This is a genomic window from Rhodococcoides trifolii, from assembly GCF_014635345.1.
Lineage (GTDB): Bacteria > Actinomycetota > Actinomycetes > Mycobacteriales > Mycobacteriaceae > Rhodococcoides > Rhodococcoides trifolii.
This window is the reverse complement of the sequence record NZ_BMCU01000004.1, coordinates 111,951-134,051: the sequence shown is the minus strand read 5'-3', so window position 1 is coordinate 134,051 and position 22,101 is coordinate 111,951. Positions and strand designations below refer to the sequence as shown.

25 protein-coding genes and 1 tRNA gene are annotated in these 22,101 nt (G+C 65.7%); 13 read left to right on the top strand and 13 right to left on the bottom strand.

The window, feature by feature from the left end:
- Positions 1-92 precede the first annotated feature (92 nt).
- Together IEW02_RS18230 and IEW02_RS18225 are read left to right on the top strand one after the other, a co-directional pair.
- A complete protein-coding gene (locus IEW02_RS18230) occupies positions 93-626 on the top strand; it encodes a phage holin family protein (RefSeq protein ID WP_188546313.1) in 534 nt (177 codons plus the stop codon).
- A gap of 22 nt (positions 627-648) precedes the next feature.
- Positions 649-1,584 (top strand): alpha/beta fold hydrolase, encoded by a 936-nt coding sequence (locus IEW02_RS18225; protein WP_188546312.1) that lies wholly within the window; start codon positions 649-651, stop codon positions 1,582-1,584.
- Here IEW02_RS18225 and IEW02_RS18220 read toward each other — a convergent pair whose 3' ends face one another.
- Genes IEW02_RS18220 through nth form a run of 4 tightly spaced genes read right to left on the bottom strand, consistent with a single transcriptional unit; the run spans position 1,585 to position 4,884 of the window.
- The gene (locus tag IEW02_RS18220) at positions 1,585-2,775 is read right to left on the bottom strand and encodes a MarP family serine protease (RefSeq protein ID WP_188546311.1); all 1,191 of its coding nucleotides are present in this window, start codon (positions 2,773-2,775) and stop codon (positions 1,585-1,587) included.
- On the bottom strand, positions 2,772-3,452 hold the full coding sequence (locus IEW02_RS18215; protein WP_188546310.1) for an NUDIX hydrolase: 681 nt from the start codon (positions 3,450-3,452) through the stop codon (positions 2,772-2,774). Before IEW02_RS18215 ends, IEW02_RS18220 begins: the two co-directional genes overlap by 4 nt.
- Entirely contained in the window at positions 3,449-4,120 is a 672-nt protein-coding gene (locus IEW02_RS18210) for a TlpA family protein disulfide reductase (protein WP_188546309.1), read from the bottom strand. Before IEW02_RS18210 ends, IEW02_RS18215 begins: the two co-directional genes overlap by 4 nt.
- The gene (nth, locus tag IEW02_RS18205; protein WP_268236751.1) at positions 4,117-4,884 is read right to left on the bottom strand and encodes an endonuclease III; all 768 of its coding nucleotides are present in this window, start codon (positions 4,882-4,884) and stop codon (positions 4,117-4,119) included. The genes IEW02_RS18210 and nth overlap by 4 nt, the downstream gene beginning before the upstream one ends.
- Before the next feature lie 92 nt (positions 4,885-4,976).
- On the opposite strand from nth, the gene IEW02_RS18200 reads away from it, so the two are divergent.
- Positions 4,977-5,249, top strand: coding sequence for a hypothetical protein (locus IEW02_RS18200; RefSeq protein ID WP_188546308.1), 273 nt, complete (start codon positions 4,977-4,979; stop codon positions 5,247-5,249).
- Between the two features lie 116 nt (positions 5,250-5,365).
- A complete protein-coding gene (locus tag IEW02_RS18195; RefSeq protein WP_188546307.1) occupies positions 5,366-6,040 on the top strand; it encodes a Crp/Fnr family transcriptional regulator in 675 nt (224 codons plus the stop codon).
- 1 nt (position 6,041) lies between these two features.
- On the opposite strand, the gene zapE is transcribed toward IEW02_RS18195, so the two are convergent.
- Positions 6,042-6,938: a cell division protein ZapE gene (gene zapE, locus IEW02_RS18190; protein WP_188546306.1), complete on the bottom strand. Its 897-nt coding sequence runs from the start codon at positions 6,936-6,938 to the stop codon at positions 6,042-6,044.
- 34 nt (positions 6,939-6,972) lie between these two features.
- Here zapE and IEW02_RS18185 point away from each other — a divergent pair, with 34 nt between their 5' ends.
- Complete coding sequence (locus IEW02_RS18185; RefSeq protein WP_188546305.1) at positions 6,973-7,494, top strand: TetR/AcrR family transcriptional regulator; 522 nt, start codon at positions 6,973-6,975, stop codon at positions 7,492-7,494.
- Here the strand turns inward: IEW02_RS18185 and IEW02_RS18180 are convergent.
- Positions 7,470-8,249 (bottom strand): MBL fold metallo-hydrolase, encoded by a 780-nt coding sequence (locus tag IEW02_RS18180; RefSeq protein WP_188546304.1) that lies wholly within the window; start codon positions 8,247-8,249, stop codon positions 7,470-7,472. The two genes, IEW02_RS18185 and IEW02_RS18180, sit on opposite strands and share 25 nt — an antisense overlap.
- 30 nt (positions 8,250-8,279) lie before the next feature.
- Between IEW02_RS18180 and IEW02_RS18175 the strand changes: the two genes are divergently transcribed.
- A complete protein-coding gene (locus tag IEW02_RS18175) occupies positions 8,280-9,146 on the top strand; it encodes a Gfo/Idh/MocA family protein (RefSeq protein WP_188546303.1) in 867 nt (288 codons plus the stop codon).
- Here IEW02_RS18175 and IEW02_RS18170 read toward each other — a convergent pair.
- Both IEW02_RS18170 and sp36 read right to left on the bottom strand, forming a co-directional pair.
- Positions 9,127-9,555 (bottom strand): RidA family protein, encoded by a 429-nt coding sequence (locus IEW02_RS18170; protein WP_188546614.1) that lies wholly within the window; start codon positions 9,553-9,555, stop codon positions 9,127-9,129. The genes IEW02_RS18175 and IEW02_RS18170 overlap by 20 nt on opposite strands.
- 32 nt (positions 9,556-9,587) lie before the next feature.
- Positions 9,588-9,752 carry a Sp36 family protein gene (gene sp36, locus IEW02_RS18165; RefSeq protein WP_188546302.1) on the bottom strand — a complete coding sequence of 55 codons (165 nt, stop codon included), beginning with the start codon at positions 9,750-9,752 and terminating at the stop codon, positions 9,588-9,590.
- 31 nt (positions 9,753-9,783) lie between these two features.
- Between sp36 and bagA the strand changes: the two genes are divergently transcribed.
- Both bagA and bagB read left to right on the top strand, forming a co-directional pair.
- Positions 9,784-10,794, top strand: a complete 1,011-nt coding sequence (gene bagA, locus IEW02_RS18160) for an ATPase BagA (protein WP_229746141.1) — start codon at positions 9,784-9,786, stop codon at positions 10,792-10,794.
- The gene (gene bagB / locus IEW02_RS18155) at positions 10,791-11,894 is read left to right on the top strand and encodes an ATPase BagB (RefSeq protein ID WP_188546300.1); all 1,104 of its coding nucleotides are present in this window, start codon (positions 10,791-10,793) and stop codon (positions 11,892-11,894) included. Before bagA ends, bagB begins: the two co-directional genes overlap by 4 nt.
- A 37-nt stretch (positions 11,895-11,931) precedes the next feature.
- Here the strand turns inward: bagB and IEW02_RS18150 are convergent, their stop codons facing one another.
- The gene (locus IEW02_RS18150; protein ID WP_229746140.1) at positions 11,932-12,243 is read right to left on the bottom strand and encodes a WhiB family transcriptional regulator; all 312 of its coding nucleotides are present in this window, start codon (positions 12,241-12,243) and stop codon (positions 11,932-11,934) included.
- A 254-nt stretch (positions 12,244-12,497) separates the two neighbouring features.
- Between IEW02_RS18150 and IEW02_RS18145 the strand changes: the two genes are divergently transcribed.
- Entirely contained in the window at positions 12,498-14,867 is a 2,370-nt protein-coding gene (locus IEW02_RS18145) for a penicillin-binding protein (RefSeq protein WP_308933194.1), read from the top strand.
- On the opposite strand, the gene IEW02_RS18140 is transcribed toward IEW02_RS18145, so the two are convergent.
- On the bottom strand, positions 14,868-15,344 hold the full coding sequence (locus IEW02_RS18140) for a GatB/YqeY domain-containing protein (RefSeq protein WP_188546298.1): 477 nt from the start codon (positions 15,342-15,344) through the stop codon (positions 14,868-14,870).
- On the opposite strand from IEW02_RS18140, the gene IEW02_RS18135 reads away from it, so the two are divergent.
- The 4 genes from IEW02_RS18135 to IEW02_RS18120 all read left to right on the top strand — a co-directional run bounded on the left by IEW02_RS18135 (position 15,343) and on the right by IEW02_RS18120 (position 18,406).
- Positions 15,343-16,341, top strand: a complete 999-nt coding sequence (locus tag IEW02_RS18135; RefSeq protein ID WP_188546297.1) for a metallophosphoesterase — start codon at positions 15,343-15,345, stop codon at positions 16,339-16,341. The two genes, IEW02_RS18140 and IEW02_RS18135, sit on opposite strands and share 2 nt — an antisense overlap.
- Positions 16,342-16,361: 20 nt before the next feature.
- Positions 16,362-16,435 (top strand) — tRNA-Pro (locus IEW02_RS18130).
- Positions 16,436-16,514: 79 nt separating this feature from the next.
- A complete protein-coding gene (locus IEW02_RS18125; protein ID WP_188546296.1) occupies positions 16,515-16,940 on the top strand; it encodes an SRPBCC family protein in 426 nt (141 codons plus the stop codon).
- Positions 16,941-17,005: 65 nt separating this feature from the next.
- Positions 17,006-18,406, top strand: a complete 1,401-nt coding sequence (locus IEW02_RS18120; RefSeq protein ID WP_188546295.1) for a nucleobase:cation symporter-2 family protein — start codon at positions 17,006-17,008, stop codon at positions 18,404-18,406.
- Here IEW02_RS18120 and IEW02_RS18115 read toward each other — a convergent pair.
- From IEW02_RS18115 to IEW02_RS18105, 3 genes are read right to left on the bottom strand one after another with little or no spacing between them, the layout of a single operon-like run.
- A complete protein-coding gene (locus tag IEW02_RS18115; RefSeq protein WP_188546294.1) occupies positions 18,403-19,269 on the bottom strand; it encodes a hydroxyquinol 1,2-dioxygenase in 867 nt (288 codons plus the stop codon). The two genes, IEW02_RS18120 and IEW02_RS18115, sit on opposite strands and share 4 nt — an antisense overlap.
- Positions 19,266-20,303, bottom strand: coding sequence for a maleylacetate reductase (locus tag IEW02_RS18110; protein ID WP_188546293.1), 1,038 nt, complete (start codon positions 20,301-20,303; stop codon positions 19,266-19,268). The genes IEW02_RS18115 and IEW02_RS18110 overlap by 4 nt, the downstream gene beginning before the upstream one ends.
- A complete protein-coding gene (locus tag IEW02_RS18105) occupies positions 20,303-22,099 on the bottom strand; it encodes an FAD-dependent oxidoreductase (RefSeq protein ID WP_188546292.1) in 1,797 nt (598 codons plus the stop codon). The genes IEW02_RS18110 and IEW02_RS18105 overlap by 1 nt, the downstream gene beginning before the upstream one ends.
- Positions 22,100-22,101 lie beyond the last annotated feature (2 nt).

Here is a 22,101-nt window from a genome sequence, read left to right as displayed (position 1 = left end):
GACCCACACGCTGGGCGGGTAAGCCGGAGGCTGGTCGGTGAACGGCTAGGGTATGCATCGAGCATCTTTGTCACCATCGAAGGGACCACGCAGTGAGCAGCAGCCGAGGCAACGGGATCGGGGGAACCGGCGACGGCGTCCCCAGCAGCATCTCGTCCATCCCGCTGACCGACGTCGACGCACACGCGCCGGGCACGGCCAGCATCGGCAACCTGGTCAAGGACGCGACGTCCCAGGTGTCCACCCTCGTTCGCGCCGAGGTGGAACTCGCGAAGGCCGAGGTCACCGGTGAGATCAAGAAGGGCCTGCAGGGCAGCATTCTGTTCGTCCTGGCGCTCGCCGTCCTGATCTTCAGCGCGTTCTTCTTCTTCTTCTTCCTGGCCGAGTTGCTCAACGTGTGGGTGTCGCGCTGGTTGGCGTTCCTGATCGTCTTCCTGATCATGATCGCGATCACCGCTCTTCTCGCGTTCGTCGGGTATCTACGGCTGAAGAAACTGCGTAAGCCCGCGAAGACCATCGATTCGCTCAAGCAGGCGTCGACTGTGCTGCCGACGAGCAGCAAGCCGGGCGACAAGGCGCTGAACTCGCCGGCATTCGACAAGGCACTCGACCCGCAGCGTCGATAGACACGGCTGACGCACACGGCACATGGCAACACCCGATCCGTCCACCGTCCGCTACCCGGGCCCTTGGCGCCATCTCGACGTGCGCGCCAACGGCATCCGTTTCCACGTGGTCGAAGCCGGTCCCACCTCGCCTGATGCGCCCCTCGTGGTGTTGCTCCATGGGTTCGCCGACATCTGGTGGTCGTGGCGTCACCAGCTGACCGGCCTGGCCGACGCCGGTTTCCATACGATCGCCGTCGACCTGCGCGGGTACGGGGACTCCGACAAACCTCCGCGTGGATACGACGGATGGACGCTGGCGGGTGACATCACCGGTCTCATCCGAGCCATGGGCCACACGAACGCGGCTCTGGTCGGTCACGCGGACGGCGGTCTGGTCTGCTGGGCGGTAGCCGCCCTGCATCCCCGTCTCGTTCGTTCCATTGCGCTGGTCAGTTCCCCCCATCCGATCGCCCTGCGGCGACAGACCATTCGCAACAGTGGTCAACGGTCCGCGCTGCTGCCGTACTTCCTGCGCTACCAGGTGCCGCTACGGCCGGAGGCAAAGCTGACGCTCTCCGGCGGCGCCGAGGTGGAACGGTTGTTGCGCGAACGCTCCGGCCCGGCGTGGCCCGAGACCGACGACTTTCGGGACGTCGCGAAGACCTTGCGATCCGCCATTCAAATTCCCGGCGCGGCGCACAGCGCCCTGGAGTATCAGCGCTGGGCTTTCCGCAGCCAGTTCCGCGCGGAGGGACGACGGTTCAGAAAAGCCGTGGACGTGCGCACCGGCGTACCCGCCCTGCACATTCACGGCGACGCCGATCCCTACGTTCTGACCGAGACCGTGCGCCACGACGCGGCGTGGGCCCCGGCGATGGACCTGCGCTCGCTGCCCGGAGTCGGGCACTTCGCGCATCAGGAGGCGCCCGACGAGGTGTGCCGCCTGCTGTTGGAACACCTCACGCTCACCCCCTGATCAGACGATGCACGCTCCCGTGCTCACCGCCGCGACGGCTTGCTGCGACGCGGTGACCTCGTCGGCAACCTCGCCGGCGGTCAGAACGAACCCGGTGTCCGAATTGTCGACTGCCGCACCGAAGACGACCCCCAGCACCTGACCGTCGGTGGTCACCAACGGCCCACCGGAATTGCCCTGCCGGATCGATCCGCGGACGGTGTAGACCTCGCGGTCGACCGTCCCCGTCTTGTAGATGTTCGGTCCCGAAAGCGGGAGTGTCTCGCGCACTCGTGCCGCACTGGCCGAATACGGGCCACCGCCCGGATACCCCAGGACGATCGCGTTCTGGCCGGGCTGGGCCGGTGTGGGGGCGAACGGCAGAACGGGCGCAGTCAGGTCCGGAACTTCGAGGACGGCGATGTCGACGGACGGGTCGAAGAGCACGACCTGCGCGGTGAGCGGGCCCGACGACGAGTCGACGGTCACCGACGACGTGCCCGCAACAACGTGTGCGTTGGTCATGACGTGCTGGTTGCCGATCACGAAGCCCGACCCCTCGAGCGCCTTCTGGCAGCTCTCGGCGACGCCTCGGATCCGCACCACGCTCTGCTGCAGATTCGCCGCGACGGGAAGCGAGAGAACACTGCCGTCGGGCGGTTCGACGTTGGCGACGGGTGTGCGGCCGAACGGTCCGATGACGTCCGGGAGGCCGGAGGTGTCGAGCAGCGCCGAGAACTCGTTCGGAATTTCCCGCATCCATTCGGGGGCGAGGTCGTCGACCCCGCCGAGAATGGCGGACCCACGGACCGCAGCGGCGACGCTCTGCTGCGACGACGCCGTCAGCGGGATGGCCAACAACCAGGCCGCCACCAGAACGGCGACGGCCTGCAGTACCGCACCGATGGTGCTGTCGACCGAACGTGCTGCGGGACTGTGCATTCCGCTGCGCAGAGCGCGCCCGAGGACCATGCCGGCCACTTCGCCGACGACCACGAGAACGACGATCAGCCCGATGCCTACGATCACCCGCATCCGACTGTCGTCGACGTGAACGAGCACTCGCGGAGCGAGGAGGATGCCGGCCACCGCGCCGAGCACGACGCCGAAGAACGCGAGAGCGGACGCGACGGCGCCCTGCCGCCAACCCGACGACGCGGCGAGCAGCGCCACCAGCGCCACCCCGATGTCGAGCCAGGTCGATCCCGTCATTGCTGCATCCCCGCCCCTGCTGCCTCGATGCTGGCATCGAGATCACGAATATCGTCTGTGTTCCAGGGCGTCCCCCAGCCCATGGAATCGAACACGCCGGACAGTATTCCAGCCGTGAAACCCCAGACCAGCATCTCGTCGACTCCGAACGCCGGTCCCTGGTAGCCGAGCGGATGCCGAACGACGAACCGCCGTGCGGGATCGAGCAATTCGGACAGCTTGACGCGCACGACGCGCTCGGTCTCGGCCGTGTCGACCACACCGATCCGGGACGGCGTGCGCCAGAACGCGACCACGGGCGTCACCACGAAGCCCGACGGGGGCACGTAGATCGGGTCGAGTGTCGCCAACGGCTCGACCCCCGACGGGTCGAGTCCGGTCTCCTCCACGGCCTCGCGCAACGCAGTGCCGATCGGCCCGTCGTCCCCCGGATCGGCGGCTCCGCCGGGGAACGCCACCTGACCGCTGTGCTGCCGAAGCGACGACGCCCGTTGCGTCAGAAGCACATCCGCATCCTCGGGAACGTCGTCAGCATCGGATCCGGAGAAGAGAACGAGCACAGCGGCGTCGCGAGACGTGGCCCCCTCTGGCGCTTGCCGATCGAGTACGGGATTGGTGTGCGAGCGGTCGACGAGCGAGGCGTGCTCGAGTCCGCGCAGCCACGCCGGTGCGGTCATGCGGACACCCCGAGGTAGGTGGTGACGGCACCGGCCACGTCGTCGACGCTGCGGAACGGCTGCGGAAGAACCTTGGCGATCGAACCGTCCGCCGCGACGAGGACCGTCACCGGTAGGACGCTGGGCGCAGCGACCGCTGCGGCGACGCGAGCGGATCCGTCCTGCACGCCCGGCAGCCGAACGCCGTAATCGGTGAGGCGGGTGAGCGCATTGTCCTGCTTCGGATCCTCGTGCACCGTCAACACGGTAACGGCATCACCAGCGCGCTCTGCGTACTGCTGCAGGTACGGCAGTTCCTCCGCGCACGGCCCGCACCAGTAGGCCCACAGGTTGATCAGCGCAGGTTTCCCGGCCAATGCGCCTGCGAGGTCGACGGGCGAGCCGTCGGCCAGGCAGTCCAACGTGATTCCGGCAAGCGGGCCCGACCCGGTCGAACCGGCCGGCGGCGTCGGGCACGGCGCCAGGTCGGCTGCTGCCCGCAGAGCGCCGAGATCCGCATCGGACGACGGTGGGGGCGTTCCGGCCGCCGTCCCGATCGAGTTGCGGAACTCGTCGTACGAGCTCGGACCTGTTGCCTCGTCACCGCCGCGCGGCCAGATGGCGACGATCAACGCAACCACCACCACCAGAGCAGCGAGGCTCCACCTCAGTGCGGACGATCTGCTCACGCCTCGATGCCAGCCAGTTCCAGCAAGTGAGCGGTCTCGGGGCCCTTGACCAGCGCGGCCGCCTTCAACGGGTCCGTCTCACCGATCCCGTACGACGGGCAGTCCTTCGCGAGGACGCAGACTCCGCACGCCGGCTTGCGGGAATGGCACACGCGCCGACCGTGGAAGATGACGCGATGCGAGAGGATGGTCCATTCCTTGCGTTCGATCAACGCGCCGATGGCGTGCTCGACCTTGACCGGGTCTTCTTCGTCGGTCCACTGCCAGCGTCGAACCAGCCGGCCGAAATGGGTGTCGACCGTGATTCCGGGAATGTCGAACGCGTTTCCCAGAATTACGTTCGCAGTCTTGCGGCCGATTCCCGGCAGCTTCACGAGCTTGTTCAGATCGGGCGGCACTTCCCCGTCGTACCCGTCGAGCAGGGCCTGCCCCAGACCGATGAGCGAGTTGGCCTTGTTCCGGTAGAAGCCGGTGGAGCGGATGAACTCCTCGAGTTCGGTGCGGTCTGCCTCTGCGTAATCGCGGGCCGTTCGGTACTTCGCGAAGAGGGCGGGCGTGGTCTGGTTCACGCGAACGTCGGTGCATTGCGCCGAGAGGATGGTGGCGACGGCGAGCTCGAGCGGCGTCGTGAAATCCAGTTCGCAGTAGACATGGGGAAACGCGTCACCCAGACGGCGATTCATCCTGCGCGCACGCCGCTTGAGCCCGATGGGCGTCTCGGCGAGTTTCCGCACGTCGGGGCTCTCCCCAGCTGTCTTCGGCACACGTCGACTCTACGGAACACCACCGACAACCTTCACCGGGCAAGTGCCCGGTCGTGTTCTTTTCGAGACCTCGAGCGTGTTTACTTCCATCTATGCAGGCTCTCGCTGTGGTTCTCTTCCCGATATTGCTGACGCTGTTCGCGCTCGCGATGGAGCGGTTCGAATCGCGCCTCAACAGGGTCGGCGTTCGCGAACAAGAGGTGCAGGAATTCGTCGATCAGGCCAGTAGCGCCGAGGTCGCCACCCTCGCCAGCGACGGCTTCCCCAACGCGTTCGCCCGCTTCGCTCGTCGCCGCCGGCGGGTCGACGGTGAGACCGCCGAGGAGGTCTCGCTGCTCGACGATCACGCCCGTCGCGCCAGCTGAGGACGGTCTGCAACACGTCGAGTGGCTGCGATCACTCGCGATCGGCCGGCGGGAAGTAGACTTCCCTCGCACGGCGTAACGCGTTCGCCGATCGATGAGTCGCAAAAGGAGCACACGTGGACGAGGTTCTGGCACGGGCCGGCATCTTTCAGGGAGTAGAGCCGTCAGCGGTTTCCGCGCTGACCAAGCAGCTCCAGCCCGTCGACTTTCCGCGTGGCCACGTCGTCTTCAACGAAGGCGAGCCCGGCGACCGTCTCTACATCATCGTGTCCGGCAAGGTGAAGCTCGGCCGCAAGTCACCCGACGGCCGTGAGAACCTGCTGACGATCATGGGACCGTCGGACATGTTCGGCGAGCTCTCCATCTTCGACCCGGGCCCCCGCACGTCCTCTGCGACCACCGTCACCGAGGTGCGCGCGGTAAGCATGGACCGCGACGCCCTCAAGGCGTGGATCGATCAGCGCCCCGAGATCGCCGAGCAGTTGCTGCGTGTCCTAGCTCGTCGCCTGCGTCGCACCAACAACAACCTCGCCGACCTCATCTTCACCGACGTGCCCGGCCGCGTGGCCAAGGCCCTTCTCCAGCTGGCTCAGCGCTTCGGAACGCAGGAAGCCGGGTCGCTGCGCGTCACCCACGACCTGACGCAGGAAGAGATCGCGCAGCTCGTCGGTGCTTCACGTGAAACAGTGAACAAGGCACTGGCCGACTTCGCGCATCGCGGTTGGTTGCGCCTCGAGGGCAAGAGTGTGCTGATCTCGGATTCCGAGCGGTTGGCTCGTCGCGCGCGGTAGGTCAATCCATCAGTAATTGACCGAGCCGGCTCGCAAGCCGGGCGGACTCGAATTGGGGCACCCGATCGAGGCCCCGTAAATCCGGCGGCCCGTCCGAGATGAAGACTGTCTCGATGTCGCGGTCGCACAACACGTCGACGACGTTGGCGAACCGGATTGCGGAATCCTGCGATACGTTCGCAAGCGGCGGAATGCCCGTCACGAACCAGCGGGGGAACGTTCTGGCCAGTGCGATGTAATCGCTTGTAGCTGTGGCTTTTTCGCACAGATCAGCGAAGTCGAACCACACCGAGCCGTTGCCTGCGAACAATGCGACGACGGGGTGACCGGCAGGGAAAAGTGTTGTCCTCTTACCGGCAGGCGCTTGGATACGACCAGTTGTCGTCCACCGTCCGGCTGCGAAACCGCTCTTGTGATCCGACTTCGTTCGATAATCGAGCCCCGCGCCGATGTCCACGATCTGCATCATCGATTTCAGCAGCTCGATCGTCGGCACGAACTTGGCATGAAAGAGGTTGCTGGGCAGCAGGTTGTCCGGAGCGTAGTTCGAAGTGGCCATCACGGTGACCCGCTTCGTCTTCAACGCCTGCATACCTCGATGCACGAGCATTGCGTCACCGATGTCGTGAACGAAGAACTCGTCGAACAAGACTGCCTCCGCCCTTCCGACAACCGCATCGAGGGCACGATCGATGCGGAGATCCGCACGGATGAACTCGGCGTGAAGCCTGACGAAGAAATCGTGAAAGTGCATACGAACCTTCGGTTCTCGCAGAGTGTCGAAATGCTCGTCCAACAGCATCGTCTTCCCGCGACCGACCGGCCCCCAGACGTACAGACCCCTGCCCGGGCAAACCTGCGCGCATGCATCCCGTACCCGTTGTTGACCCTCGTCCATCTCCGCCTCCCTCTACGAATGTAGAGTACGACGCATGGAACGCCGAGACCAGATCGCCGACTGTGCGATCCACCTCATCGCCGATCGTGGTATCCGTGCGCTGACCCATCGCGCGATCGACAGCCAACTTGCGCTGCCCGCCGGTTCGACGTCCTACTACTTTCGATCGCGGCGCGATTTGCTGACGGCGATCGTGGACATGCTCACCAGCAGGTCACGCACCGAGTTCGCCGAGCTCGACACCTCGCACGTCGTGCCGTCCGTCGCTCGGTACCTGGGCCGCTTGGTCTCCGAGCGACGGCATGACGTTGTCGCTCGCGCTGCGATGACGATCGAGTGCGGGGACGACCAGGCATTACGCGACCGGCTCGCGAACTGCCTGTTCTCGACTCCGAGGGCCCAGGCGCTCCTGGGCGACACCGGCGGAGCAGGATTCGTTGCGCTGCTGGAAGGTCTGGTCTACGAGACGACAGTCAACGGTCGCGAGTTCGTCGACGGTTTCGAGCCGATAATCGAGCGGTACCTGAATGCTCAGCCCCGCAGGTACTCCAACTGAGCCTTCACCGACATGCGCGCCGCCGGCCACAGCTTCTTGTCGACGTCGGCGTAGACGTGTTTGACCACCTTGAGCGCGTTCGCGCCGTCACCCAGTTCGGCGAGGGCCTCACGCACCTGGTCCAGCCGCTGCTCGCGGTGAGCTCGATACTCACGGGCGACCAACGCGGTGTCGGGGAGGTCGGGACCGTGACCGGGAAGCGCGCGGCGTCCTTCGCCCACCTGCTCGAGCCGATCCAGTGACGACAGGTAGTCCGCCAGCGTCCCGTCTTTGGCGTCGATGACGCTGGTTCCGCGCCCGAGGATGGTGTCACCGGTCAGGACGGCGTCGTCGGTGAGGAAGCTGACCGAGTCGGCCGTGTGGCCGGGAGTTGCCACGACGGTCAACTCGACGCCCGCCGCCGCAATCACCTCCCCGTCGGACAGGAGAGCTCCACCCCCACGTAAGTACTTCTCGGTGGACGCACGGACGGGCGCGCCGGTCAGTTTGTGCAGTCGCGCGATGCCGCCGGTGTGATCGTGGTGGCGATGCGTCAGCAGAATCAGGGCCACCTTTCCCTGCTGCGCCACGAGGTCGATGTGGTCCCGGCTGCGTGGGCCCGGATCGACGATGACAACCTCGTCACTGTCCGGTCCCCGCAGAACCCAGGTGTTGGTCCCGTCGAGCGTCATCTTCCCCGGGTTGCGTGCGAGAAGTACTGCCGCGGTGGGCGTCACCTGACGCAGCTGCTCGTACGCGGGATGTTCGAGGGCCATGCCTCACCGTATCCGTTTAGGGTCGAAGCCATGCGAATCGGAGTGATCGGCGCCGGCCCCTGGGCACACACTGCAGCCGGACCGGCGTTGACTGCCCACCCGGACATCGAGTTCGTCGGGGTGTGGGCGCGACGGCCCGAACAGGCACAGGACCTCGGCACCGAGGTGTTCGACGACGTGGACTCGTTGATCGACGCGGTGGACGCAGTGGCGTTCGCAGTCCCGCCGACGGTGCAGGCCGAGCTCGCGACGAAGGCACTCGACAGGGGCAAACACGTCCTGCTCGACAAGCCGATTGCCGGCACTCTCGACGACGCACGACGCCTCGTCGACGCCGTCGACCGGGCGGGAGTGATGTCGATGGTGACGTTGACGCGCCGCTTCGCACCCGAGACGCGAGAGTTTCTCGCCTCGCTCGACGGCCACGACTGGGCGGCGGCGACGGGTACCTGGCTGTCCGGTGCGCTGCTGGGCGGGGAGTATTCGTCGTCCACCTGGCGTCAGGAGGGCGGCGCCCTGATGGACGTCGGCCCGCATGTCTTCGATCTATTGGATTGCGCGCTTGGCCCCATCACCGACGTCGTGTCCACCCGACGGGACGTCGAAACCGATACGTGGTCGATCACGTTGGCGCACGAGGACAAGACGTCGAGCGTGGTGTTGTCGATGCGCACACCGGTGATGCCGTCGGTGCTGAAGGTCGTCGTCAGCGGCGACGGTGGCGTTCGCGAACTGTCCGATCGCACCACTGCGGCAGTGGAGTGCTACCGCGTGTTGCTCGACGAATTCCTGGAGTCGGTGCGCACCGGGGTGCCCCACGCCTGTTCGGCTCAGCGTGGCCTGCATCTACAGGAAGTGATCGAGAAGGTGCTCCGCCTCAAGCCACCTCGACGATGAGCTCCACCTCGACCGGTGCGTTCAGCGGCAACTCCGCCACGCCCACAGCCGAGCGCGCGTGCACGCCGGCGTCGCCGAACACGTCACCCAGCAGGTTCGATGCACCGTTGATCACGCCGGGCTGACCGGTGAATCCCGGTGCGGACGCAACGAATCCGACCACCTTCACGACCTTGACGATCGAGTCGATTCCCACGAGGGCGTCGATCGCGGCGATCGCATTCAACGCACAGGTACGCGCGAGGTCCTGAGCCTGCTCGGCGGTGACCTCGGCTCCGACCTTGCCGACCAGGGGAAGCTTTCCGTCGACCATCGGCAGTTGACCCGAGGTGTAGACGAGAGAGCCGGTCCGCACCGCGGGAACGTACGACGCGACCGGGGGGACGACGGGAGGAAGCTCGAGCCCCATCGCCGCCAGGTTGTCCTTGGGGGGCACGGCGGTCAGCTCTTCGGACGCTTGAAGTACGCGACCAGCTGCTCGCCCGTCGGGCCGGGCAGAACCGTCACCAGTTCCCACCCGTCGGATCCGAAGTTGTCGAGGATGGTCTTGGTGTTGTGGATCAGCAGGGGGGCGGTGAAGTATTCCCACGTCGTCGATGCGCTCATGAGGATGAAGCCTATCGCTACGCTGGGATCTGTGACCTCCACTGTCGACACCACCGGTTGGCCCGCCAAGGCCGACCGGGCTCGCCTGCATTTCGTATCCGGCAAGGGCGGCACCGGAAAATCGACCGTTGCAGCGGCGTTGGCGCTCTCGCTCGCCGCCGGCGGCCGGAAAGTTCTGCTGGTCGAGGTCGAGGGCCGCCAGGGCATCGCCCAACTTTTCGACGTTCCCCCGCTCGCACCGGTCGAGACCAAGGTGGCGGCGGCGGACGGCGGCGGTGAGGTCTACGCCCTGGCCGTCGACATCGAGACGGCGTTCCTCGAGTACCTCGACATGTTCTACAACCTCGGCTTCGCCGGGCGCGCCATGCGCCGCGTGGGTGCAATCGAGTTCGCAACCACGATCGCGCCCGGACTGCGAGACGTGTTGCTCACCGGCAAGGTCAAGGAGTGCGTGGTGCGCACCGACAAGTCGGGTAGGAGGGCGTACGACGAGGTGGTCGTCGACTCACCACCGACGGGCCGCATCGGGAACTTTCTCGACGTGACGAAGGCGATGTCGGACCTGGCCAAGGGCGGTCCCATCCGTTCGCAGAGCGAGGGCGTGGTGCGACTGCTCCACTCCGAGGAGACGCTGGTGCACCTGGTCACCCTGCTGGAAGCACTTCCGGTGCAGGAGACGGCCGACGCGGTCGCCGAGCTCGAAGCCGCCGATCTCCGACTGGGGACCGTCATCGTCAACCGCACGGAGGAATCGTTCATCCCCCGTGAGCAACTGGCCGCGGCCGCCGACGGCAACATCGACGCGGCCACCGTCGAAGCGAGCCTGAAAGAAGCCGGAATCTCGTTGTCGGAGAAGGACTTCGCCGGTTTGCTGACCGAGTCGATCGAACACGCGTCGACCTTGGCCGCGCAGGACGAGAGCGCCCGCCGCCTGCACGAGCTGAAGGTGGCGCGCATGGCGCTCAGGATGCTTCCCGACGGAATGGATCTGGGCGGGCTCTACGAACTCGCCGCGCAGCTGACCGAACAGGGCGTCAAATGACAACGTTGGATGTATCGAAGATCCTGCAAGATTCGTCGACGCGGATCGTCGTCTGTTGCGGCAGTGGCGGCGTCGGCAAGACCACCACGGCGGCGGCGATGGCGTTGCGCGCGGCGGAAGACGGCCGACGCGTCGTGGTTCTCACCATCGATCCCGCCCGTCGCCTGGCGCAGGCGCTCGGGGTGGGCGAGCTGGACAACAATCCGCAGCCGGTGAAGCTGGGCCCCAGCGGCACCGGCGAACTGCACGCGATGATGCTGAACATGCGGCGCACGTTCGACGAGATGGTGCTCGAGCACTCGACCCCCGACAAGGCACGCCAGATTCTGGACAATCCGTTCTATCAGACTGTGGCGTCGTCGTTTTCGGGCACGCAGGAGTACATGGCGATGGAAAAGTTGGGACAGTTGGCGTCGAGCGGCGACTGGGATCTCGTGGTCGTCGACACTCCACCGTCACGGAATGCCTTGGACTTTCTCGATGCACCGCAGCGTCTCGGGTCGTTCCTCGACGGGCGCATGATCAAGTTGTTGATGGCTCCGGGCCGCGGGATCAGCCGCGTCGTCACCGGCGCAGTCAGCCTCGCGATGCGCGGCGTCTCGTCCATCGTCGGCAGCGAAATGCTGTCGGACGCTTCGGCTTTCGTGCAGTCACTGGACTCGATGTTCGGCGGGTTCCGCGAGCGTGCCCGCCACACATACGACCTGCTGCGCCAGGACGGCACCTATTTCTTGGTGGTTGCCGCCGCGGAGCCGGACGCGCTTCGTGAGGCGTCGTTCTTCGTCGACCGTCTGTCGGAAGAGAAGATGCCACTCGCGGGCTTGGTGTTGAACCGGACGCACCCGACTCTGAGCGGATTGTCCGCGGACCATGCCGTCACGGCCGCCGATCAACTTCAGGACAGTGACCCGTTGACGGCGGGGATTCTGCGGGTGCACGCCAACCGGGCAGTGACGGCCAAGCGCGAGATCGGCCTGCTGCGACGGTTCACCGCTGCCCACCCCCAGGTTCCGGTGGTGGGTGTCCCGTCACTTCCGTTCGAGGTGTCCGATCTGGACGCGCTGCGAGCGGTGGCCGACCAGCTGACCAGGGCCGAATAGACCGGGGTCGAGCAGACCGGGGTCGAACAAGCCGATCTCAGATAGCTGCCTGGTGGTGGCGTTGGGTCTCGAAGAACTCGGCCCACGAATCCACTTCCGGGTGCTGCTTGATCAGGGCCCGGCGCTGACGCTCGGTCATGCCGCCCCACACGCCGAACTCGACACGGTTGTCCAGAGCGTCGGCACCGCACTGCATCAGCACGGGGCAGTGACGGCAAATCGTCGCTGCCTTGCGCTGGGCCGCCCCCCGGACGAACAACTGATCGGGGTCGACTCCCCGGCATCGCGCTTTGGCGACCCAGGCGATACGCGCCTCCGCTTCGCCGATCTCGACCGACGCGTTCGTCATCTCTGTATGCATTGAAGACCCCTCTATCTCTGCGAACACCACCCAAGGACGTTCACCGGCGTTCCAGCAGCTCAGCAGCACATCGAACTGCGGGACGCCCCACTTTCCGATGCGACTGTTAGCTGAATCACACCGTCGAGCTTCAATCTAGGGTAAAGGTTGTGACGTAGGCAAGCCGGGGGCCCGATTTTCTGGTACGCCCGTGCTCACGCCGACGAATTAGCCCATTTCCGCCGCCCAGGTACCTTGTAGACGTGTCGATCGGAAAAACAGTCGCCAGGCTCGCAGGATGTTCGGCTCTGGCAGGTGCGCTGCTGGCCGGGGTGATGTTCCCTCTGGCCGGAGGCTTCGGACTCGCGTCCAATCGCGCTGCGGACACCGTGGACAACGTCTCCGCCGAACTCGTCGAGGGAACGGTGCCGGCGGTCTCCACGATGACCGACGTCGCGGGCAATCCCATCGCGTGGCTCTACGAGCAGCGACGGTTCGAGGTGCCGAGCGATCGGATCTCCAACGAGATGAAGCTCGCCATCGTCTCGATCGAGGACCGGCGGTTCGCCGAGCATCAGGGCGTCGACTGGCAGGGCACTCTGCGCGCGTTTCTCACCAACACCACCAGCGGCGAAGTTCAGCAGGGTGCATCCACACTCGATCAGCAGTACGTGAAGAACTACCAGCTACTCGTCGTCGCCAAGACCGACGCCGAGCGTCGCGCAGCCATCGAGACCACCCCCGCCCGCAAGATCCGCGAGATCCGCATGGCGCTGACGCTCGACAAGAAGCTGACCAAGGACGAGATCCTCACCCGCTACCTCAACCTGGTGCCGTTCGGTAACTCCTCCTACGGCATCCAGGACGCCGCACGTACCTACTTCGGTATCGATGCGAGCCAGCTCAACCTCACGCAGTCGGCGATGCTCGCCGGAATGGTGCAGTCCAGCTCGGCCCTGAACCCCTACACCAACCCAGAGGGCGTTCTCGATCGACGAAACACCGTGCTCGACACGATGATCCAGAACATCCCGGACCGCGCCGCCGAGATCCAGGCCGCCAAGGCGGAGCCGCTCGGTGTTCTGCCCACCCCCGAGCAGCTGCCGCGCGGCTGCATCGCGGCCGGTGACCGCGGTTTCTTCTGCGACTACGCCCTCGAGTACCTCGCGAATGCCGGTATCAGCAAGGAACAGGTCGACAAGGGCGGATACCTGATCAAGACCACCCTCGATCCGGTTGTCCAGGCGTCCACCAAGGCCGCTCTGGTCGAGAACACCAGCCCCACCGTCAGCGGCGTCGCGACCGTCATGAACGTGATTGCGCCCGGCCAGGACTCGCACCGCGTGCTCGCGATGGGAAGTTCTCGCACCTACGGGCTCAATGGCGACGACGACGAAACCGTTCAACCACAGCCACATTCACTGGTCGGTAACGGCGCAGGCTCGATCTTCAAGGTCTTCACCACCGCCGCGGCGATGGAGAAGGGACTGGGCACCAGCGCCGTCCTCCAGGTACCGCCCCGCGTCGAGGTCAAGGGTCTCGGTGACGGTGGAGCGCGAGGTTGCCCCGCCGCGACGTACTGCGTGACGAACGCGGGCAACTATCCGGGTTCGCTGTCGGTGAGCGACGCGTTGGCGCAGTCGCCCAACACGGCCTTCGTCAAGCTGATCGAATCCGTCGGCGTCACCCCGACGGTCGACATGGCCGTGCGCCTCGGACTGCGGTCCTACGCCGATCCCGGGTCCGCCGGTCAGGGCGACGACCAGTCCATGGCCGACTTCCAGAAGTCGCAGAATCTCGGTTCGTTCACGCTCGGGCCCACGTACGTGAACCCGCTCGAACTGTCGAACGTCGCAGCGACCCTGGCGTCCAGCGGCAAGTGGTGCCCACCGAACCCGATCGACTCGATCTTCGACCGGTACGGCAAGCCCGTCCCCATCACTCAGCAGGCATGTGAGCAGGTGGTCGACCCCGGCCTGGCCAACACCCTCGCCGTCGCGATGAGCAAGGACGACCAAGCGGGCGGCACGTCGGCCTCCGCGGCAGGATCCGTCGGCTGGAACCTCCCCATGTCGGGCAAGACCGGAACTACCGAGTCCAACCGCTCGTCCGGGTTCCTGGGCTTCACCAACCGCTACGCGGCCGCCGTCTACACCTACGGCGACTCACCCACCCCGAGCGAGATCTGCTCGTTCCCGCTGCGTCAATGTGGATCCGGCAGCCTCTTCGGCGGTAACGAACCGGCCCGAACCTGGTTCGACGCGATGGAACCGATCGCCACGAACTTCGGCGACATCTCGCTTCCCGCGGTCGATCAGAAGTTCGTCCGCGGCTCTGCCAACGGACAGGTCCCCAACGTCGCCGGACTGAGCCAGAGCTCGGCCACCGCGCAGCTGCAGGCGGCCGGTTTCCAGGTTCAGGTCTCGAGCACCGCGTCGTCGCAGCGAGCCGGCACCGTGGCGAGCGTGTCACCGTCCGGATCGGCAATCCCCGGGTCGACGGTGACCATCTACGTCAGCGACGGTTCGGTGCGCGAGGCGCCGCCGTCGCCGGCACCGGGAATCACGATCCCGGCGCTGCCGCCGGGCATCACGATTCCGGCGATACCCGGCCTGACGGCGCCGCCCCGATAGTCAGGAGAGTCGTGCTTTGACGGCCCCGGAAATGCGGGAGCCGTCGGCCTTGCCTTCTGCGAGGCCGGTGGCAATCTTCATGACCTGGCCCATCTGACGCATGGCCGGGGGCTCGCCGAGGTCCGTCGTGACCTGCGCGATCGCGGTGTCGACGATCGCTCCGAGTTCGTCGTCGGAGAGGGGTGTGGGTAGGTACTCGTCGATGATGGCGGCTTCGGCCACCTCTTTGTCCGCCAGTTCCTGGCGGCCGTTGTCGATGTAGATCTGCGCCGACTCGCCGCGCTTCTTCGATTCCTTCGCGAGCACCTTGAGGATGTCGTCGTCGGAGAGTTCGTGTGCTTCCTTGCCGGACACCTTCTCGGCGATGACTGCCGAGATGAGCATGCGCAGCGTTCCGGTGCGTACGGAGTTCTTCGCCTTCATCGAGGTGGTGAGGTCCGCCCTGAGGCGCTTTTCGAAATCAGAATTCTCGGCCATGGTGGGAAACGGTATCGTCGTCGAGGTGTCCGGCAAATCGATAGTCACCACTTCGACTCCTGCGCGTGTCGCTTTGGCCGCAGCCGGATCGGCAACTGCCGGCCTGGCCTACGCCACGCTGATCGAGCGCAACGCGTTCACGCTCCGCGAAGCCACGATGCCCGTTCTCGCGCCCGGGTCGCAGACGATCCGCGTGCTGCACATCAGCGACCTGCACATGATGCCGAACCAGCGGATGAAGCAGAACTGGCTTCGCGAGCTCGACCGTCTCGAACCGGATCTCGTGGTGAACACGGGCGACAACCTGTCTCACCAGCGTTCGGTTCCGGCCGTCGTGCAGTCTCTTGGGTCGCTGTTGGCGCGTCCCGGTCTGTTCGTCTTCGGCTCCAACGACTACTTCGCGCCGAAGCCGAAGAATCCCCTCAAGTACTTCAAGAAGAGCCACAAGAAGGTCTTCGGCGAGCCGTTGCCCTGGCAGGATCTGCGCGCCGCGTTCACCGAGCGTGGATGGCTCGACGTCACTCACACCAAGCGTGAGCTCGAGGTGGCCGGCGTTCGCATCGCCACGGCCGGCGTCGATGATCCGCACCTCAAGCGTGATCGGTACGACACCATCGCCGGAGTGCCGAACCCTGTCGCGGATCTGACCCTGGGCATCACGCACTCGCCGGAGCCGCGCGTTCTCGACCGCTTCGCTGCCGACGGATACGACCTCGTCCTCGCCGGACACACGCACGGCGGGCAGCTCTGTGTTCCGTTCTACGGTGCGCTCGTCACCAACTGCGAGATCGACCGCTCTCGCGTCAAGGGGCCGTCGCGCTGGGGTGCCCACACGCAGCTGCACGTGTCGGCGGGCATCGGCACGTCGCCGTATGCGCCTGCTCGGTTCTGCTGCCGCCCCGAGGCGACGTTGCTGACGCTGACTCCGGCTCCCCATCGCCGTGCGGAAAGCGGTTCCGACGAGGGCGTTTCGCGTTCCGAAGCCGTGGTGCGATAGACTTCGTCGTCTGCCAAACACGGGGTGTGGCGCAGCTTGGTAGCGCGCTTCGTTCGGGACGAAGAGGTCGTGGGTTCGAATCCCGCCACCCCGACTCGTGGTTGAGACACGAAAAGAAGCCCCGGCTTTCGAGCCGGGGCTTTTTCGTGTTCTCACCTGACATCATCGAGTCCATGCCTGCCCCCACCCGAGTCCACGTCACCCATACCTTCACCTCGCCCCCCGACACCGTGTTCGCCGCACTGGGCGAACACGAGAACCTCGGTCCTCTGTTCGGCGCGAAAATCACCCGCGTTCGCGACGGTGACACCTCCCGCAACGGCGTCGGCTCCACGCGTGCGCTGAAGGTCGGGCCATTGCCGGCGTTCGACGAGACCGTCACGACGTCGGAGCCGAACTCGTTGATCGAGTACCGCATCAGCAAGGGCGGCATCTTGCGGGGCCACTGGGGCAAGCAAGTGCTCACACCCACCGCCGACGGTGGCACGGCGCTCGACTACACGGTCGGTTTCGACGCACCCCTACCCGGCCTCGCCGCGGTCGTGGGGAAAGTTCTCACGTCGTCGATTTCGAAGAACGTCGGGACGTTGGCCCCCTGACCCCTGTAGCGCTGTCGTAACCCGAACGCCGGACAGACGAAACGGACAGCGCGCAGACTGACCCGATGGTTTCTCTGACGAAGGTCATCACCGGCGGTCACCAGGGTAAGCACCCCGTGGACGACATCCCGCCCCTCGCCAAACTCGCGCCGCTCGGCCTGCAACACGTACTCGCGATGTACGCCGGTGCCGTCGCCGTGCCGCTGATCGTCGGCGGAGCGCTTGTGGCACAAGGGAAGTTGCAATCGTCGGATCTGCCGTACCTGATCACCGCCGACCTGTTCGTCGCCGGTATCGCCACGCTGATTCAGGCGATCGGCTTCTGGCGGTTCGGCGTTCGACTCCCGCTGATGCAGGGCTGTACCTTCGCTGCCGTCGCACCGATGATCACCATCGGGTCCCAGTACGGCATCACCGCCATCTACGGGTCGGTGATCGCCTCGGGCATCTTCATGATGTTGCTGGCACCGGTGTTCGGCAGACTTCTGCATCTGTTTCCGCCCCTGGTCACCGGCACCGTCATTCTCATCATCGGCCTGTCCTTGATGCCCGTCGCGGCCAACTGGTTCGGCGGCGGGACACCAGGCGTCACGGAGGACTTCGGGTCACCCGCGAACATCGGGCTGGGCGCGTTCACGTTGATCGTCATCATCGCGCTCGAGCGGTTCGGCCCGGAGGCGATCAAGCGGCTGTCCATTCTCATCGGCCTCGTCATCGGCACCGTGGTGGCGGTTCCGTTCGGCATGACGGATTTCAGTGGAGTGAGCGAGCAGAACTGGGTCGGCATCACCATGCCGTTCCACTTCGGGCTGCCGAGCTTTCAGATCACGGCGATCATCTCGATGCTCATCGTCGCGCTGGTGATCATGACGGAGACGACCGGCGACATTCTGGCCGTCGGAGAGATCGTCGACAAGAAGGTCGAGCCGCGGCAACTGTCGGACGGACTCCGTGCGGACGGACTGTCCACGGTGCTCGGCGGCGTGTTCAACACCTTCCCCTACACCGCCTTTGCGCAGAACGTCGGCCTCGTCGCCATCACCGGCGTCAAGACGAGACACGTCGCATCCTTCGCGGGCATCATCCTGATCCTGCTGGGAATCCTGCCCAAACTGGGCGCCGTCGTCGAAGGTGTCCCACTGTCCGTCCTCGGCGGCGCCGGGATCGCGCTGTTCGGCATGGTCGCCGCGAGCGGGGTGCGCACACTCAGCCAGGTCCGGTTCAACAACACCAACGTCCTGGTGGTGGCCATCTCGGTGGGAGTCGGCCTTCTCCCGACGGTGAGTCCCACTCTCTACGAAGACTTCCCGACGTGGTTCCAGACCATCTTCGACTCCGGCATCAGCGCCGGCGCCTTGACCGCCATTCTGCTGAACATGCTGCTCAATTCCGAGACGCTGCAGCGAAAGTTTGCGCAGGACAGCGATACTCCCCCGCACGACGCCGTACGAGGGCCCGCGCTCTAACCTGCCGGGGCCAGCACGATATCGAAGGTGACGGACGACCACTCGGGCGCCTCGCGACCGTCCGGAGTGGGTTCGCCGGTGTGCCGCACGAAGTCCTTCACCAGCGAATCCTTCACCCCGAACACCGAATCCGACGCGAGCAGCTCGTCTCCGCGCACGAAGATGTGCGTGACGAGAGAGCGCATGCCCGGAGCGTCCACCTTGAAGTGCAGGTGCGACGCGCGCATCGGTGACCGCCCGACTGCCTCGAGCATCTTGCCGACGGGGCCGTCGTGCGGAATGGGGTAAGGCGTCGGCGTCACACCCCAGAAGCGGTACGTGCCGTCGTCGTCGGAGATGAGGTGCCCGCGGCCGGCAGTGCGGTCGTCGTCGTACTGCACGTCGTAGAACCCGTCCTCGTCCGCCTCCCACACCTCGATCCGGGCACCGGAGATCGGTCGGCCGTCGACGTCGGTGACGGTGCCCTCGACCCAGCACGGCTCACCGGACGCGCCGCCTCCGATGTCGCCGCCGAGTTCCACGGCGGGGCTGTCGTCGACGAAGAACGGTCCGAACACCGTTGCCTCCGTTGCGTTCGCGTACGCGGGGTTGTTGATCGCGATGGTCTGCATGGACACGCCGAGGACGTCGGACAGCAGGATGAATTCCTGCCGCCGGTCGTCGGTGATGTGTCCGACGGCGGTGAGGAACTCGATGGCCGTGGTCCATTCGGCTTCGGTGGGTCGTACCTCACGCATGAACGCGTGCAGGTGCCGCACCGACGCCTGCATCACCTCGCGCAGCCTGTCGTTGTCGCACCCGGCGAAGGACGCTTCGACGCGTTCGATCAGCTCGACCTCGCGCGCATCCTGTGCTTCCGTCATGAGGGGTCAGTTCCTTTCCACGCCGCCTCCAACAGGGCGGTGATGTTCTGCTCGGTGACCGGGGTGGGATTACTCGGAGGGGCTACTGCCAGAACGGCTTTCGTTGCCTGCGGAATTCCGTCTCGGGGCATGCCCAGCTCCTGCAGGGAGCGCGGAGCGTCGAGTCGCCGGTACAGATCGACGAGACCGGTGACCGAATCGTGGGTATCGAACGCGGCCGCGACCCGAGCGGCGGCGTCCGGTGCGTTCGGTGCGTTGAACGCCAGGACGTGCGGCAGCACCACGGCATGGGTCTGCGCGTGCGGGAGATCGAACATGCCCCCGAGGACGTGGCAGATCTTGTGGTGCAAGCCGGAACCGGTCGACGCGAACGACACCGCGGCGAGGTACGCGCCGTACAACAGTTGGTCGCGTCCCGCGGACACGTCGGACAGTCCGATCCGTAACGCGCGCATGGCTTCCGACGCAAGAGCGGTGTCGATCGGATCGACGCGGGGACCCCAGAGAGCATCGACGCAGTGCGCGAGCGCATTGAGCCCCGACGAGATGCTCAGGTCCACCGGCAGGGACATCGTCAACGACGAGTCGTACACGACGGCGACGGGCAGCACCCGTGCGTCGACGCCGGTCGTCTTCGTGCCGTTGTCGGTCAGGCCCCAGACGTCCGTTGCTTCGGATCCCGCGTACGTCGTCGGGACGGCGACGATGGGGATACCCGTGGTCAGCGCAACGGCTTTGGCGAGACCGGTCGCGGATCCCCCGCCGATGCACACGAGTGCGTCGACGCCGTGCTCGGCGGCCACCGTTCGGGCCCTGTCCGCGACGTCGACGGGAACGTGCATGACCACCTCGTGATGCCATGCCGCCACCTCGATGTCGGCGGCGATGCGATGCGCGGTCTCCGTGTCGCGCGGCGACGCGATCACCATCACACGCGTCGCACCGAGGGCGCCGATCTCTTCGGCAAGCTTGCCCTGTGCACCGTTGGGCGCGAACGACACTCGCTGCGCAAGCGTGACGTGGTCGAAACGCATCAACGAGACCCCAGGATGCTCGACAAGGCTGCACGTAGAGCGGCCGCCGGACTCTCGGGCAGCGACGTCGATCGCCACGCGATGTGCTTGTCGGGTCGCACGAGCAGCACGCCGCTCTCCTCGACCTCTCGGAGCGAAGCCCAGTCGAAGTACAGATCCGTGACCCCTCGGCCGGGTCCGATGACGACGGTCTCGAGGTCGATTCCGAGTTCACCGGCAATCTCGGCGCCCGCGGAAGCCCATGTCTGCCCCGCGATTCCGGTGATGAGAGTCCACCGAGTGTAGGGGGCGAGGTCCATGACCGCGACGGTGCTCCGGCTGTCGCCGACCCACGCGTGCGGGAGATGCGAGCCCGGGACCGTCGACATCTCGTGGTAGAGATCGGTGTCACGAGTGGGCGTCGGCGGCTGGGAACCGTCGTCGTTGACGATGGCTGCAGAGGTGTAGAACTGGCCCAATTCGACACCGTGAGCGTTGAATTCGTAGTTCTTCAGTTCCATTGCCTTCTTCAGCGCCGCACGCTTCGCAAGCCCCTCAGGGGTGTCGGCCTTACGCTCTTCGATGCGCTCGACCATCTCCTGCTCCGTCTTGGCTTCGGTGACACCGAGTGCGACGAAGATGTCGGCGAACTCTCGGCTGGACTTGTTGGCGCGGGTGACGATGCGCCGTGCGACGGGTGCCCGTTCGTCGGTGTAGGTATCGAGCAGCGATGGGTCCGCCTGCCCCTTCAGCACTGCCGCAAGCTTCCACGCGAGGTTGTACGAATCCTGGACCGACGTGTTGGAACCCAGGCCGTTGCTCGGCGGGTGGCGATGTATCGCGTCGCCGGCGCAGAAGACCCGGCCTTTCGACAGTTCGGTTGCGAACATCTCGTTGTTGCCCCACAACGACGTTCCCGTGATCTCGACGTCGAGATCGGGCATGCCCAACAGGTTGCGCACGATCTGTGTGGCCGCAGCCTCGTCGACGACGGGCGGGTCGCCGGCGATGTCGTATCCCCACACGATCAGCCATTCGTTCCACGGCCGCACCATCCGAACCAGCCCGGCGCCGATACCGCCGACGTTCGATCCGGGCTGAATCACCCAGTACAGCACCGACGGTCGGTGACCGACGTGCGCCTCGATGTCGGCCTTGAACGTGATGTTCATCGAACCGGCGATGTCCATCCTGCCCTCGTACGGCAGGTCGATGTCGGCGGCGACCTTGGACCGGGCGCCGTCGGCACCGATCAGATACTTCGCGCGGATCGTGTATTCGTGGCCCGTGAGCCGGTCCCGCACTGCAACATTGACCCCGTCCGCGTCCTGCACGTGGGAGACGTACTCCGTCGAGAATCGGCTGTGCGTCCCTCGCATCGACGCGTTACGGACCAGGATCGGTTCGAGGAAGTTCTGCGGGACATCGACGGTCAGCATCGGGGATGCCAACTGGTAATCCGCCTCCCGCGCGGGATGCGTTCCCCACGTTCGGATTCGGCCGATTTCCTCGCCGTTGATCGAGGTGCAGAACACCGTGTCGCCCACCATGTGGTGCGGGGTGGCGTCGGCGAGAACCTGATCGGCAATTCCGAGGTCGCGGAAGATTTCCATCGACCGCTGATTGGTGATGTGGGCACGCGGCGTGTTGGCCGTCCACCGGTACTTGGTGATCATGATGTTGTCGATGCCCAGTGTGGAGAGCATCAGTGCTGCGGACGCGCCGGCGGGTCCCGAACCCACCACGAGAACGTCGGTGGTGACGGTTGCGTTCTCCGGCACTGCGGTGTCGGCCTGACCATCGTCGAACACTGGCATGG